Below are 12,651 nucleotides of genomic sequence, written 5' to 3' on the forward strand. Positions count from 1 at the left end.
ACGGTAGAACCGGCCCGCGGTTCTCCGGCTGCACCTTCACGAGATCTGCACAGCATCTCCACAACCCTTGCGCACCAACAGATGCACCTGGTGGAACGGCCGCTCGCCCTCGTGGGGCTCGCGCCGCATCCTCCCGACCTCGCTGAAACCGGCCTGGCGCAACAGGTTCACGAGGCTGTCGGGTGACCACCGGTAGGCAAGCGTGACCTTGTGGTCGAACGCCTCCGGCCGCGGGTCGTCACCGGCGAAGAAGCCGAGCATCAGGTGACCGCCCGGTGCCAGCACACGTTCGAACTCGGCGAACACGATCGGCAGCTCGTCCGGTGGCGTGTGAATGATGGAGAACGACGAGAGAACGCCGCCGAGAGCCCCGTCGGCGAGGTCCAGCGCGGTCATCGCCCCGACCTCGAAGCGCAGGTCCGGATGCGCGCGGCGAGCGATGGCGATCATCTCGGGGGAGAGGTCGATGCCGAACGCGCTCAAGCCCAGCCCGGTGAGGTGGGCGGTCACGTGGCCCGGCCCGCACCCGATGTCGGCGACGGGGCCCTGGTCTCGCACGAGCTCCGCGAACGCGGCGAGCATCGCGCGTTCCAGCGGCAACGTCCTGAGCACGTCGCTGAACAGTTCGGCGTAGAGGGGTGCGACGGCGTCGTAGGCGGCCCTGGTGTCGAGTTCGGTCACAGTCAGAACCTTGACACATCGGAGGTCTGTCGCTGATCGTGGTGCGTACCGCCGCCTCGGACCGCCGCCTTGGTTCGAGGAGGAGCTGATGGACTTGTTCAACCGCCGCACGGCAATGCGAGGAGCACTCGCCATCGCGGCGACGCCGTTCGCGGCCGGTATCGCGTCTGCAGACGTGGGGTCACTGGCGTTCGTGCAGAAGTGGGCGGCGAACCCCGGTTCGGCCGGGCTGAAGGCGTTCGTCGGCATCGAGGACGACCGCGCGAACTCGCACCCGTCCGCCACGCACATCTTCGCCGAGAGCGACCAGTACCGGTTCGTGATGCACAGGTCCGACCGGGACGGATCGGACCGGCAGCGCCAGGAGGTCCGCGCGATCCAGACCAACGGCACCCGCCACGACATGAAGAAGGGCGAGACCTGGCGCTACACCTACCAGATGTACATCCCCAGCTCGTTGAAGGGGACCACCAGCTTCACACACATCTTCCAGGTCAAGCACACCGGCGTCGCCTCGCCCGTGGTCACCATGTCGCTGTTCCGCTCCGGCTCGGCGGAGTCGGTCGAGATGCGGCTCTTCGGTGCCGGACAGGCGAAGCTCGGCAGCACACCGCTGGCGCCGTTGCGCAACAGGTGGATCGACGTCGAGATCGAGATCAAGGTCGCCGACTCCGGCAGCCTGCGGTTCACCCTCAGAGACGGCGGTGCCACCGTCGTCAACGCGTCCCGGTCCGGTTTCGACACGTGGCTCGGCGGTGACCAGGCGCATCCGAAGTGGGGCATCTACCGGTCCCTCGGCGACTCCGCCCAGCTCCAGGACACCTACCTGCTTCTGCGGAACATGAAGGCCTACCGGAACGAATGAGGTGTTCCCAGGCGAACGTTCAGAGGTGAGAATTGTTCGCGTGGGGGACCTACACGGACGCACGGTCGAGAGCAGGGCCGGTGTCACCGCGTTTCTGGCCGGCGTGTGGCTGATCGCGGCGCCACCGATCCTGCACTTCAGCGCGTCCACGCACGCCTTCCGGCCGTACTGGTGGTCGATGGGACTGGCCGTCGTGCTCATGCTCCTCGGCATGGTGCGGGCGATGGCGCCGCTGGACGTGCCGTTCGCCCAGCCCGTGACGATCGCGCTGGCGCTGTGGCTCGTCGTCGTGGCGCTGCGAGGAGACGGCTGGGTGTGGGCCGTTTGGCTCAACCAGCTCGTGGTGGCGACGGTGATCGCGCTGTCCGCCGGGCTCGCGCTGCTGATCGGCCTGCGTCGATGAGCAAGTGGCACGAGCCGTCCGACAACTGCCTGATCTGCCGCGGTCAGCAGGAGGTCGTCGTCGGCATCCGGGAGCGCGGGCCGTACGAGCGGATGCACGACTACACGCGCGTGCTGTTCTGCGCGGCGTGCGACGTCGGCGAGCTCCGTGCGTTCAGCTACGACGACTTCGTGGTGTTCGGCGAGGAAGACGACGTCATGGTCTGGTCGGCGATTCTCGCCTCGGAAGACGTCGGCCGGTTGCGTTCGGGGTTCGCGTGCACGTCGCCGCTGAACCACGAGTGCCAGTGCGTCCAGCACGTCAGGGCCTACGACACGAGCCTGAGTGCGACCAAGACCCTGCTGCCCGAGTACGGGCCCGCCCGGCACAGTCCGGACGGGCGCACCACCGTCACCGTCGAGCTCGTGGACGGGCTGGCGGAGTTCCGCTGAGCCGCTGGTGCATCAGTCGATCACGGCGACCGCCTCGATCTCGACCAGGTGCTCCGGCACGTCGAGCGCGGCCACACCGATCAACGTGGCAGGCGGCGCCTGACCCTGCGTCACGCGGGCGATGCCTTCGAGCAACTGCGGCATCTTGTCGGGCGTCCAGTCCACGACGTACACGGTCACCTTGACGAGGTCGTCGAACGTCGCCCCGGCCGCCTTGAGCGCGACGTGGACGTTCTCGTAGGCCTGCGCGGTCTGGGTGGCGAGGTCCGGCGCGGCGTCCCAGGCGACCTGGCCTGCGACGTAGACGGTCTTGGACCCGCTGGCGACGGCCACCTGGTGGTAGACGTCGATCTTCGGCAGCTCGTCGGGGTTGATGAAGGTGATCACTGTTCGTCCTTTGCTCTCTTGTGGTTACTGGCAAACCGTAGGAGAGTGAACGCTGACCTGGAAGAACGCACTTTTTCGTGAGTGGGGAACCAAAAGGTGAGCAAGCAGCTCAGCGGGGATCTGGCGCGGGCGGATTCGTTGGCGCGCGAGATCTTCTCGGACATCGCGAACAAGTGGGCGCTGCTGATCATCGAGACGATCGGTGACGCGACCAAGCGCTTCACGGAGCTGAAGGTGGAGGTCGACGGGATCAGCCACAAGATGCTGACGCAGAACCTGCGGCTCTTGGAGCGCAACGGGTTGGTCGTGCGGGTGGTGCATCCGACCGTGCCGCCGCGGGTCGACTACACGTTGACCGAGCCCGGGCAGGCGTTGCGGGCGACGGTGGATGCGATGTGTGACTGGACGCAGCGGTATTTGGGGGAGATCGAGGAGGCGCGCAGCCGCTTCACCGGCTAGTCCTCGTCTCCGGTCAACTGCCGCAGGAAGTCCAATGCTTCCTCATCCTCGGCGGTGTCGTCGACGGTTCGGCCGCTCAGATACGTGGAGACGAAGGAGGAACAGTCGTCCTCGCTCGTGCTCGGCTGGAACCGTTTGACCAGCTTCACGACGACCCCCAGGCTGATCTGATCGGCCGCGCCCCTCACCACCGCGTGGAGACCGGCGAGAAGGTTGTCGTTGATCGTCGGTTCGGTTGTCCGTGCTTCAGCCAGGTATTCGAAGGCATCGACGGGGAGGTATCCGGAGCGGAACTCGTCCAGGTGAGGTGTCGAGGCCCTTTCCACGAGGTCGGCGAAGTCACGGAACGCGTCATCGATTCGGCTGTCGTCCGAGTTCAACGTGGCCCACACGAGCACGAGCGACGGCAGCGCCCCTTCGCCGGTCGCCTTGAAGATGTGCGGCAGCAGTTCAGCGGGGAACGCGCCGCGACCGATCAGGTCGGGGTGGGCGCACACCATGGAGATCAAGTCAGATGGGTGTGCTCCAAAGCTTTGACAGTCGTCCGGTGTGCGCGGGGCGAGGAGCTCGAGCCCGCGCTCCACGACGCGGCGGGGGAGCCTCGTCGCTTCTCTTGCGAGCGCTGCCGCCAGGACCCGACCCGTACGGCGACTCATCGAGACGTTGGGGCTCAGTTCGTCGAGAACGAAGCCGATGACATCGACGTCGTGGGGGAATGCATGTCCTGTGCCGCCGGATCCAGAAGCGCTGGCGAGCCAATGGCACAGGTCTTCGACGAGCGTCTGTTCGTGGGGATCCGCCGTGATGCCGGCGTCGACGAACGCCCGGCCGGCTCGCAACATCCCTTCGGCGACGGGGTCGCCGAGCAGTCGCGCCTCCAAGACCGATGTGATGTGGCCATCCTTCTCGGGGATGACGTGCAACGTGTCTGGTGTGAGCGTGATGGCGTCGAGGAGTTCGTTCCAGCCCTCGGGGTCCAAGCCCGACTTCCACAGGTTGACCATGGAACGCCAGGCCCTGAGTGGCGTGGTGTCGCCTTGAGAGAGCGGACCTTCGAGTGGTGTCTTCAACCCGGGGTTCAGGAGTACCCGCAAGGTGACGAGATTGGCTGAATAGTTGGCGATGCGGCTCACGACCGTGCCGTTCGCGGGTCGGTAAGTCGGGTGAGGGTCGAGCAGCGCCCGGTCGTGGAAGGACTGGATGAGGTCGTCGAGCGTTGCCAGCACGCGTTCCTGCTCGTCGGCGTTTAGTGCGTTGAACAAGCCCTGTGCGAACTCGATGATCGGCCCGCGTTTGACGAAGGCCTGGTGCGACGTGAGTGCGAACAGCCCCGAGTCGTCCGGCGTCACGACCTCGCCGAACGGGTTGGCTGTCTGGACGGCTCGCGTGGCGGCCATCTGGACGAGCAGCTTCATCGTGACTTCAGCGATCAGATATTCGCCAAAGGTCGCGTGCAGGAACTCGTAGGTGCGCAGGGTGCCATCGTTGATCTTCGGCGAGTGGATGAAGAAGAAGTTCTCGACCGTGCGGTCGGCGTCGTCGATCGGAGTGTCGAAGGTGGTGCTCGTCCTGGTCACGCGGTTCGGTGCGAAGACCGCGAGATCCTGGTTGAGCTGCGGCGCGGTCACGTACTGGTGGCCGCGGTTGAACATTGCGAACGCGGCAATTCCCAACCGCCACGAGTTCTGGACCGTGAGTCTCTTGATGATGTCCGGTGCCAGGGGTTCGGCGCCCTTCTGGCTCACCTGGCGCACGACGAACAGGTTGATCAGGCGCCGGTACAGCTCGGCGTTCGACAGGCTCGGATCGTCCAGCGGCGCCTGACTCGGGTCGGCCGCGTAGATGGCGAGCATGAGGAGGAGCAACGGTTGCCGCGCCAGTTCGAGGTGCTGGTCGAGCGACTCCACGGTGATCGGGCGGAAGTCGGGAGTGGCGTGGTTCGCCGTGTTCCACGTGTCCAGCCAGCGCCCGATCCGGTCGTCATCGAACTCCTCCAGCTTCACGATCGGCACGCCGTGCGGGATGCGCGCCCGGTCAGCGACGAGCATCCGGGACGTGACCAGCACGGCGACCGGCCTGCCCAGGTCTGCTTGGTGCTGCTGGAACTCCTGCACCTGCTGGAGGTAGTTCGACTGGTGCACCCCGCTCGCCTGGATCAGCTCGTCGAACCCGTCCAGCAGGATCACCGGCAGGCTGTCTTCGCAGCTGTCGGCGAGTTCGTGCCAGTCGACGCCCTTGCCCAGCACGGGTTGCAGCGCCGTTTCGATCTGGTCCTGCAGGCGGTCCTCGGCGCGGACTTTGCGGAGTTGAACGGTGACCACGGTGAACTGGCTGGCCGGCAACCGGGCGGAGAGGACGTCCATCAACAGCGACTTTCCAGCGCCGGGGTTGCCGAGCACCAGCAGGGGACGCTCGATACCCTCGACCCCTGTCAGGTGTGCTGCCAGGAACATGTCCAAGTCATCACGGACATGTGTTTTCTCCGTCCACCACTCCCTGGACGACGCGACCGTTTCGTCGGCGTAGACAGCGAGTCGATAGCCGGGGGCGATGAAGCCCTCCTCGACCGTCGGGAACACGGCCTCGACCGAGGACGGATCGATGTTGGATCCGATGATCGGCCTCTTGAGCACCGCCTCGGCGACATTGCGCAGCTTCTTGCGATACCGCTGACCCGGCGCGGCCTGTCCGGCTGAGATCTGAGCCATCAGCCGGGCGAACAGCTCGAGTGACTCCGTGCGGACGGCGGCCAGGTCTCGTGCGAGTTCGGTGTTGTTCTCCTCGATCTTTGCGCGCGTCGCAGCGTGTTCCCCGAGCAACGCCCAGATCTGGAGCTCAGGAATCGCAGAGGCGATCCCGAGGTAGTGGTGGTAGTAGATGTTGACGGCTTTCTGGCACACCAGCCCCGAGAAGTCCGCGGTCTTGACGCGCGTCGGCTGGCCGATCAACTTGGTGAGGAACCTCTGCACGTCGATGATGGCCTTGGCCAGGAACTGCAGCAGTGGTCCCTGGAAGTTCTCGTGGAAGCCGCGGGTGGCGCTCGGCAGCGGTACGGCGAGCGACGTGAGAGCCGGCAGGGCGGAGGCTTCTTTGCGGTTCTCCGGCGGTTCCGTGTACAGGATGCGGAACTTCTCGCTGTCTGTGATCTCGAGCTTCTCGAAATCCTCTCCGATTGCCTCCTGGAAAGCCTCGAACACCGATGTCACAACGATGATCGTGTGCGCAGCTGCGATCAGCTCGTGCCGATGGGTTCCCGACAAACCGGTGAGTTTGTCGGTGATGCCGTTGAGGATCTTGCGGAGACAGGCGGTGGCCTCGTTCTTGGGGTCGACCAGGCTGAGCACGTCCGGCTCGATCGCGCCACCAACGAGGATGCCGACGCCCAGGAAGGTGTCGGCCTTGTCCAGCCACGGTCTGTCGTACTTGCCGAGCACCCGGAGTGCGCCTTCGTACGAGAACAGGGCCGGGCGCGACATCCGTTACCTCCGCTGGGGGACTGCAAGATCTATCGCCGCCTGTATGACGCGGGTTACACCCAAACGACTTGGTCACCGACCTTGATAGTCACTAATCATGACTATATGGTGGGTGCATGACGAAGAAGATCATTGCTGTGGTGGGTGCGACCGGTACGCAGGGTGGAGCGGTGGCGCGGGCGTTGTTGGCCGATGGGGAGTTCGCGGTGCGAGCGCTCACTCGAAGCACCGAGTCGGATGCGGTGCAGGAGCTCGAAAACCTGGGCGCCGAGGTCGTGAAAGCCGACCTCTACGACGTGGAGAGTCTGCGGAAGGCGTTCGACGGGGCCTACGGGGCTTACCTGGTCACGCCGTTCTTCACGCACCTGTCGGCGGCCAAGGAGTTGGAGGAGGTCACGAACCTCGTCGCGGCGGCCGAAAACCTCCAGCACGTCGTGTGGTCGACGCTGGAGGACACCCGCGAGGTGATTCCGCTGGACGACGACCGGATGCCCACGCTCGACGAGAAGTACAAGGTGCCGCACTTCGACGTGAAGGGTGGCGAGGCGGACGCCTTGTTCGAGCAGGCCGGTCTGCCCACGACGTACGTGCGGATGTCGTTCTACTGGAACAACTTGCTGCGTGACCTGGCGCCGCGGCGCGGCAACGACGGTGTGCTCAGGCTGTCGTTGCCCATGGGGGACAGCAAGATCTCCGGCATCGCCGCCGAGGACATCGGCAAGGCGGTGGTGAGCGTGTTCAAGCGGCCCGCGGAGACCGTCGGGCACACGATCGGGCTCGGGTCCGAGCACCTGACCGGGCAGCAGGTGGCGCAGGCGTTCAGCGAGGTCTTGGGCGAGGAGGTGTGGTACGAGCCCATGTCCCACAACGACTTCCGCGGGCTCGGGTTCCCTGCGGCGGAGGAGCTGGGCAACATGTTCCAGTACTACGCGGAGTTCCCCGAGCACATCCTGCCCCGCCGGGACGTGGAGCTGACGCGCTCGATCGTGCCGACCTGGTTGTCGCTCAAGGACTTCCTCGCGCTGCACCGCGCGGAGATCACGATCGGCGGGTGATCTCCGCGAAGACCTCCTTGAACGCGGCGAACCGCTCGGGGCCCACCTCGCGGGCCAGCCGGGACTCGATCTCGGCGATGATCCTCGCGGCCTGGACCATCTGGTCGCGGCCGAGCTCGGTGGGCACGACCAGCTTCGCCCGCCGGTCCGCCGGGTCTGGCCGGCGGGTGACGTAGCCGAGGCGTTCCAGCTCGTCGATCAGCGTGCCGATGACCTGCTTGTGCTGGCCTGAGCGTTCGGACAGCTCGCTCGCCCGCGTGCCTTCTGCGGCGATGTAGGCCATGACGGCACCGTGCCGCGGGCGCAGCTGCTCGTGGCCCGCCTCGGCGAGGCGGGTGAAGAGCTCCTTCTGGAAGCTCGACAGCAGGTGGGCGGAGAGCACGCCGACGTCCGACATGTCCAGCATGGTAGCCGGATCGCCCGTCAGTCCGAAGAGGACGGAACGGGAGTGCTTTGGAAGTCGGAGATCTGGCGCACGATTCGAACGGCGAGGACGGCGGCGAGGATGCCCACGACCGCCGAGATGGTGCTGAACGTCGCGGCGATCAGGAACGAGTCCATCGTGAGCCGGCCGTTGACGTAGAACCGGACGTACGCGAAGTCGAAGAGCCACATCAGCAGGTACGCCGTCCACCACTTCGAGATCGTCCTGGACGGCGGACTGCCTGCCTGCCAGATGTCCTCGACGACCTGCTTGGGGTACCAGAGGTTCACGACCGGCACCAGCCAGCCCAGCCAGACCCAGACGCGGCTGTGGCGGTGTTCGGCCTCGGGGCTGAGGCGTTCGGCGTTGATGCGCGCGTTGTACAACCAGGTGAGGAACACACCGATGGTGACGAGCGTGAGCAGTGTCAGCGGCCAGTCGACGAGGACGTTGGCCACGTCGGCGTTCCTGAGGTCGGCGGGGGTCGCGGTGCCGGCCCACAGGTCGCCGGCGGTCGACCAGGTGAACCAGCCCACCGCCGCCTCGGCGACGTTGCCGAGGGCGGTCAGCCCGATGAGGACGGACGCGGCGAGACCGAGGCCTCGCACAGGTCTGAAGTGCTCCATGCCCGCAAGACGCGGGCAGGCGCGGATTTGTTGAGTGGCCCGCCGTGCGACGGGCCACTCGCGCAACTCAGGCCTTCGGCTCGTAGAGGCTGAACGGCGTGCCCTGGTCGTCCGAGCAGTGGGCGATGCGGCCGACGTCGGGCACGGTCTGCACGTCGTCGCTCTTGCCGCCGAGCTCGGCGACCTTGCGCACGGACGCGTCGATGTCCGTGGTGTGGAAGTAGATGCGCGGCTGGGTGAGCTGGCCGTCCTTCGCGGCGATCGCGCCGGACGCACCGTTGGTGATCACGTGGTAGTCCTCGCCCATCGGGCTGGTTTCCCAGCCGAACACACCCGCGTAGAACGCCCGTGCCCGCTCGGTGTCCTCGGCGGGCAGCTCGAACCAGTTGACCTGTCCGGACATCTCGATCGCTCCTTCGGTTGTCGGTGCTGTGACCTGAGGACGAGCGAACATCCCGGAACTCGACATCAGTCTCCGAGAATTTTTCTGGCGGTGTCGTAGTGGTCCAGAGCAGCGCCAACGGCGGCGGCGACGGTCACCTCGAAGATCTCGTCCTCGGTGTGGTCCTGCCTGAGACGGGCGATGTCGTCGTCGGTGATGCGGTGGGAGGCCTCGCGAACCGTCGCCGCGAAGGTGCCCCAGGCGTCCCCTGCCGCAGCGGCCCGCCGGAGCTCCGCCGGGGTGTGCGCGGGAGCTTCCAGGACGGCGCGGCGGAGTTCGGCGATCGTGCCTTCGCCGGGCCCGGTCAGGAAGCGCGGGAAGCGGTAGCCGAACCGGTGCAACGAGCGGGTTCCCGACTTCAGCTGGCCCGGCCGCAGCTGGAAGTCGAACGTGTTGGCGAGCCGGTTCACCACCTGGAAGACGAAGCTGACGTCGAGCGCGCCCACCGCCGCGTCACGGGGCAGGTCCGTGGGGGGCAGGTCGTCGAGAAACGCCAGCGCGGCCACGAGTTCGGGACGCAGCGGTGAGGGATCACCGGCCAGTTCGATCAGCTCGGTGTGCGTGACGGCGCAGAACGGGCACCGCAGCCGTTCGGAGGTGGCCCTCGCCAGGTACTCGCGTTCCCCCGCCGTCCAGAACGACGGCCCGCGCATCGCCTTCGCCGTCAGGTCGAGGAACACCGCGCCGAAGAAATCCGGGCGGTACAACAGGGCTTTGGGCACGTCCGACATCGGCACCCGCGACACCAGCTCGGTGAAGCCGAAGAACACGCGGGCCGGCAGCCGGTGACCGCGGTCGAGCACGGTGAGTCGCATCAGTGGACCTCCAGGGAACGCAGTCGCCCGGCCAGGAACCGGCGATCCGCGGGACTCGTCGCCAGGTCGTGCGCGACCCGGTACGCCGCAACGGCTTCGTCGCGCCGGTCGAGGCGGCGCAACAGGTCGGCGCGGGCGGAGTGCAGCAGGTGGTACGAGTCGAGGCCCGAGATCCCGTCGATCAGCTCGAGCCCCGCCGCGGGTCCGTCGGCCATCGCGACGGCGACCGCGTGGTTCAGCTCGACGACCGGAGTCGGTGCCACGCAGAGGAGTTCGGTGTAGAGAGCGGCGACGCGGCGCCAGTCGACCGGGTCCTGCACGTGCAGCGCGGCGATCGCGGCGTGCAGCACGTACGGGCCGGGCGAGCCGAACCGCAACGCGCGGGCGAGCAGCGCCACGCCCTCGGAGATCTCGTCGGCGTTCCACAGCGTGCGGTCCTGGTCCTCGAACAGCACGACGTCACCGTCCGCGGAGAGCCGGGCCGCGCTGCGCGAGTTGTGCAGCAGCATCAACGCGACCAGGCCGTGCGCCTCGGGTTCGTCGGGCATCAGTGCCGCGACGAGCTTGCCGAGCCGCAACGCCTCCAGCCGCAGCGAGGCGTCCGCGGTCGTGTAGCCGCGCGTGAAGATCAGGTAGATCACCGCGAGCACGCCCTGCAGACGTTCGGGCAGCAGGTGGTCGGCCGGCACCTCGAACGTGATGCCGGCGTCGCGGATCTTGCGCTTGGCCCGCACCAGCCGCTGGGCCAGCGCGGGCTCGGCGACGAGGAACGTCCGCGCGATCTGCGCGGCGGTGAACCCGGCGACGGCCTGCAGGGTGAGCGCCACCCGCGCGTCCTCGGCGAGCGCGGGGTGGCAGCAGGTGAAGATCAGGCTCAGCCGTTCGTCGCCGAGGTCGGCGAGCTGCTTCTCGCTCATCGTGACCGGCTCCGGCGGCGCGGGGAGCCTGGTGCGGGCCATCTTGGCGTGCCGGAGCCGGTCGAACGCGTGGTTGCGCGCCACCGTGAGCAGCCACGCGAACGGGTCGTCCGGCACGTGCGAACGCGGCCACTTCCGCAACGCCTGCGAACACGCCTCCTGCAACGCGTCCTCGGCCAGCTCGAAGTCGCCGAGAGCGCGCACGAGCGCCGCGAGCATCCGGGTCCGGTGCTCGCGGTACACCTGCTCGACCGCTGCCGACGCGAGGTCGCTCATTCCAGCCCGTGGTTCAGGCCGGGGATGCGTTCGACCGGGCGCACCTCGACCGTGCTGCCGTACTGCGCCTGCGGGCACATCTCGGCCAGCTCCAGCGCCTCGTCGAGGTCGCGGCAGTCGAGCAGGTAGTACCCGCCGAGGTGCTCGTGGGTCTCGGCGAACGGCCCGTCGGTGAGCATCGCCTTGCCCTCCCGCACCCGCACGGTCGTGGCGGTGGTGACGGGCTTGAGCGGGTGGCCGGACACGAAGACACCGCGGCGCCGGCACTCGTCGGCGAACGCGTTGACCCGCGTCAGCAGCTCGTCGAACCCCGGATCACCCGGCTTCGGCCGGTCCCCGCAGTTGTAGATCAGGAACATGTAGTGCACGGATGCCCTCCAGTCGTCGTTCCGAGGACGAACGAGGCCTCTGGAACTCGACATTCGAGCACGTCCGGTTTTTCACGGCGCGGCGAGCCCTCAGGGTTGGGCCGCCAGATCGGAGGGGTGCGTGGCCAGCGGCGTCACCTGGACCTGCATGAACTCCCACAGCGGCAACGACGAGAGGAACGCGTGCAGCTCGTCGTTGGACGGCACGTCGAAGATGCTGATGTTGCTGTGCAGCCCGACGACCCGCCACAGGTGTTGCCACACGCCCATCTTCTGCAGCTCGAGAGTCCTGTCCCGTTCGGCCTGCACCAGTTCGGCGCGGCGGTTCGGGTCGAGGTCGTGGGGAAGGGAAACGTCCATCCGCACGTGGAAGAGCACGGTCACCTCCTGGTAGATGCGGTGACCAGGAATACCCGGTGCGGCGGTGATCGAAGCGGTGACGCCCTGCGCTCGCGCGGTACCCCTCCGTGGGGCCACGAGCCGTGAGCCTCAGGCCCCCGTGACGCCGTCGATGCCCTCGCGCAGGAAGTCCGCGTGACCGTTGTGCCGCGCGTACTCGTGGCACAGGTGGTGCATGACGAGCCGCAGTGACACCCGCTCCTGCCAGCGCGGCTGGTAGCCCGTCACGTCCAGCGACTCGGCCTCGCGCTCGATCTTGCGCGCGTGCTCGACCTCGTTCTCCCACACGGCGAACGCCTCGGACCTGCTCGACCCCGAGGCGTCGTAGGCCACCTGGTAGTCGTCGTCCTCCGACCACACCAGCGGGATGTCCTCGCCGTTGATGACCTTGCGGAACCACGTGCGCTCGACCTCGGCCATGTGCCGCACGAGTCCGAGCAACGTCAGCGTGGACGGCGGCATCGAACGCCGGCGCAGGTCGTCGTCGGAGAGGCCTTCGCACTTCATCGCGAGGGTGGCGCGGTGGAAGTCGAGGAACGCGCGCAGGGTCTCGCGCTCGTCGCCCTGCAACGGCGGGCCGGGTCGTTCGGTGGTCATGCGCGGAGTCTGCCCGACGTGCCGGTCGCC

The 12,651-nt window shown here is 67.2% G+C and carries 16 protein-coding genes; 5 read left to right on the top strand and 11 right to left on the bottom strand.

Annotation, left to right across the window (positions count from 1 at the left end):
- Positions 1-36: 36 nt before the first annotated feature.
- Positions 37-681 (bottom strand): class I SAM-dependent DNA methyltransferase, encoded by a 645-nt coding sequence (locus tag ACFOWZ_RS26000; protein WP_382376499.1) that lies wholly within the window; start codon positions 679-681, stop codon positions 37-39.
- Positions 682-769: 88 nt separating this feature from the next.
- Here ACFOWZ_RS26000 and ACFOWZ_RS26005 point away from each other — a divergent pair, with 88 nt between their 5' ends.
- The 3 genes from ACFOWZ_RS26005 to ACFOWZ_RS26015 are packed head-to-tail and all read left to right on the top strand — an operon-like array spanning position 770 to position 2,380.
- Positions 770-1,546: a Tat pathway signal sequence domain protein gene (locus tag ACFOWZ_RS26005; RefSeq protein ID WP_382376500.1), complete on the top strand. Its 777-nt coding sequence runs from the start codon at positions 770-772 to the stop codon at positions 1,544-1,546.
- A gap of 40 nt (positions 1,547-1,586) precedes the next feature.
- Complete coding sequence (locus tag ACFOWZ_RS26010) at positions 1,587-1,949, top strand: hypothetical protein (RefSeq protein ID WP_382376501.1); 363 nt, start codon at positions 1,587-1,589, stop codon at positions 1,947-1,949.
- Positions 1,946-2,380 carry a hypothetical protein gene (locus tag ACFOWZ_RS26015; protein ID WP_382376502.1) on the top strand — a complete coding sequence of 145 codons (435 nt, stop codon included), beginning with the start codon at positions 1,946-1,948 and terminating at the stop codon, positions 2,378-2,380. The genes ACFOWZ_RS26010 and ACFOWZ_RS26015 overlap by 4 nt, the downstream gene beginning before the upstream one ends.
- A 12-nt stretch (positions 2,381-2,392) precedes the next feature.
- On the opposite strand, the gene ACFOWZ_RS26020 is transcribed toward ACFOWZ_RS26015, so the two are convergent.
- Complete coding sequence (locus tag ACFOWZ_RS26020; protein ID WP_382376503.1) at positions 2,393-2,767, bottom strand: RidA family protein; 375 nt, start codon at positions 2,765-2,767, stop codon at positions 2,393-2,395.
- Positions 2,768-2,863: 96 nt separating this feature from the next.
- Here ACFOWZ_RS26020 and ACFOWZ_RS26025 point away from each other — a divergent pair, with 96 nt between their 5' ends.
- Entirely contained in the window at positions 2,864-3,226 is a 363-nt protein-coding gene (locus ACFOWZ_RS26025; RefSeq protein WP_382376504.1) for a winged helix-turn-helix transcriptional regulator, read from the top strand.
- Here the strand turns inward: ACFOWZ_RS26025 and ACFOWZ_RS26030 are convergent.
- Complete coding sequence (locus tag ACFOWZ_RS26030; protein ID WP_382376505.1) at positions 3,223-6,702, bottom strand: NACHT domain-containing protein; 3,480 nt, start codon at positions 6,700-6,702, stop codon at positions 3,223-3,225. The genes ACFOWZ_RS26025 and ACFOWZ_RS26030 overlap by 4 nt on opposite strands.
- A gap of 116 nt (positions 6,703-6,818) precedes the next feature.
- On the opposite strand from ACFOWZ_RS26030, the gene ACFOWZ_RS26035 reads away from it, so the two are divergent.
- Positions 6,819-7,757, top strand: a complete 939-nt coding sequence (locus ACFOWZ_RS26035) for an NmrA/HSCARG family protein (RefSeq protein WP_382376506.1) — start codon at positions 6,819-6,821, stop codon at positions 7,755-7,757.
- Here the strand turns inward: ACFOWZ_RS26035 and ACFOWZ_RS26040 are convergent.
- The 8 genes from ACFOWZ_RS26040 to ACFOWZ_RS26075 all read right to left on the bottom strand — a co-directional run bounded on the left by ACFOWZ_RS26040 (position 7,741) and on the right by ACFOWZ_RS26075 (position 12,621).
- Positions 7,741-8,154, bottom strand: a complete 414-nt coding sequence (locus ACFOWZ_RS26040; RefSeq protein WP_382376507.1) for a MarR family winged helix-turn-helix transcriptional regulator — start codon at positions 8,152-8,154, stop codon at positions 7,741-7,743. The two genes, ACFOWZ_RS26035 and ACFOWZ_RS26040, sit on opposite strands and share 17 nt — an antisense overlap.
- 26 nt (positions 8,155-8,180) lie before the next feature.
- The gene (locus ACFOWZ_RS26045) at positions 8,181-8,807 is read right to left on the bottom strand and encodes a DUF4328 domain-containing protein (protein ID WP_382376508.1); all 627 of its coding nucleotides are present in this window, start codon (positions 8,805-8,807) and stop codon (positions 8,181-8,183) included.
- Positions 8,808-8,874: 67 nt separating this feature from the next.
- Positions 8,875-9,210 carry a VOC family protein gene (locus ACFOWZ_RS26050; RefSeq protein ID WP_382376509.1) on the bottom strand — a complete coding sequence of 112 codons (336 nt, stop codon included), beginning with the start codon at positions 9,208-9,210 and terminating at the stop codon, positions 8,875-8,877.
- A gap of 65 nt (positions 9,211-9,275) precedes the next feature.
- Positions 9,276-10,064 carry a hypothetical protein gene (locus ACFOWZ_RS26055; protein WP_382376510.1) on the bottom strand — a complete coding sequence of 263 codons (789 nt, stop codon included), beginning with the start codon at positions 10,062-10,064 and terminating at the stop codon, positions 9,276-9,278.
- Positions 10,064-11,257, bottom strand: a complete 1,194-nt coding sequence (locus ACFOWZ_RS26060; protein ID WP_382376511.1) for an RNA polymerase sigma factor — start codon at positions 11,255-11,257, stop codon at positions 10,064-10,066. The genes ACFOWZ_RS26055 and ACFOWZ_RS26060 overlap by 1 nt, the downstream gene beginning before the upstream one ends.
- Positions 11,254-11,616 carry a YciI family protein gene (locus ACFOWZ_RS26065; RefSeq protein WP_382376577.1) on the bottom strand — a complete coding sequence of 121 codons (363 nt, stop codon included), beginning with the start codon at positions 11,614-11,616 and terminating at the stop codon, positions 11,254-11,256. The genes ACFOWZ_RS26060 and ACFOWZ_RS26065 overlap by 4 nt, the downstream gene beginning before the upstream one ends.
- Before the next feature lie 99 nt (positions 11,617-11,715).
- A complete protein-coding gene (locus tag ACFOWZ_RS26070) occupies positions 11,716-12,003 on the bottom strand; it encodes a muconolactone Delta-isomerase (RefSeq protein ID WP_382376578.1) in 288 nt (95 codons plus the stop codon).
- A gap of 111 nt (positions 12,004-12,114) precedes the next feature.
- Positions 12,115-12,621, bottom strand: a complete 507-nt coding sequence (locus ACFOWZ_RS26075) for a DinB family protein (RefSeq protein ID WP_382376512.1) — start codon at positions 12,619-12,621, stop codon at positions 12,115-12,117.
- Positions 12,622-12,651: the final 30 nt, after the last annotated feature.

Origin of the sequence: Lentzea rhizosphaerae (assembly GCF_042649515.1) — a bacterium.
GTDB classification, from domain to species: Bacteria; Actinomycetota; Actinomycetes; order Mycobacteriales; family Pseudonocardiaceae; genus Lentzea; species Lentzea aerocolonigenes.

Excerpts from the sequence above, each read along its gene's own strand:
- ACFOWZ_RS26055 (WP_382376510.1), bottom strand. The coding sequence starts at position 10,064 with ATGCGACTCACCGTGCTCGACCGCGGTCACCGGCTGCCGGCCCGCGTG.
- ACFOWZ_RS26045 (WP_382376508.1), bottom strand. The coding sequence starts at position 8,807 with ATGGAGCACTTCAGACCTGTGCGAGGCCTCGGTCTCGCCGCGTCCGTC.
- ACFOWZ_RS26015 (WP_382376502.1), top strand. The coding sequence starts at position 1,946 with ATGAGCAAGTGGCACGAGCCGTCCGACAACTGCCTGATCTGCCGCGGT.
- ACFOWZ_RS26060 (WP_382376511.1), bottom strand. The coding sequence starts at position 11,257 with ATGAGCGACCTCGCGTCGGCAGCGGTCGAGCAGGTGTACCGCGAGCAC.
- ACFOWZ_RS26005 (WP_382376500.1), top strand. The coding sequence starts at position 770 with ATGGACTTGTTCAACCGCCGCACGGCAATGCGAGGAGCACTCGCCATC.
- ACFOWZ_RS26040 (WP_382376507.1), bottom strand. The coding sequence starts at position 8,154 with ATGTCGGACGTCGGCGTGCTCTCCGCCCACCTGCTGTCGAGCTTCCAG.
- ACFOWZ_RS26030 (WP_382376505.1), bottom strand. The coding sequence starts at position 6,702 with ATGTCGCGCCCGGCCCTGTTCTCGTACGAAGGCGCACTCCGGGTGCTC.
- ACFOWZ_RS26050 (WP_382376509.1), bottom strand. The coding sequence starts at position 9,210 with ATGTCCGGACAGGTCAACTGGTTCGAGCTGCCCGCCGAGGACACCGAG.
- ACFOWZ_RS26065 (WP_382376577.1), bottom strand. The coding sequence starts at position 11,616 with ATGTTCCTGATCTACAACTGCGGGGACCGGCCGAAGCCGGGTGATCCG.
- ACFOWZ_RS26075 (WP_382376512.1), bottom strand. The coding sequence starts at position 12,621 with ATGACCACCGAACGACCCGGCCCGCCGTTGCAGGGCGACGAGCGCGAG.
- ACFOWZ_RS26035 (WP_382376506.1), top strand. The coding sequence starts at position 6,819 with ATGACGAAGAAGATCATTGCTGTGGTGGGTGCGACCGGTACGCAGGGT.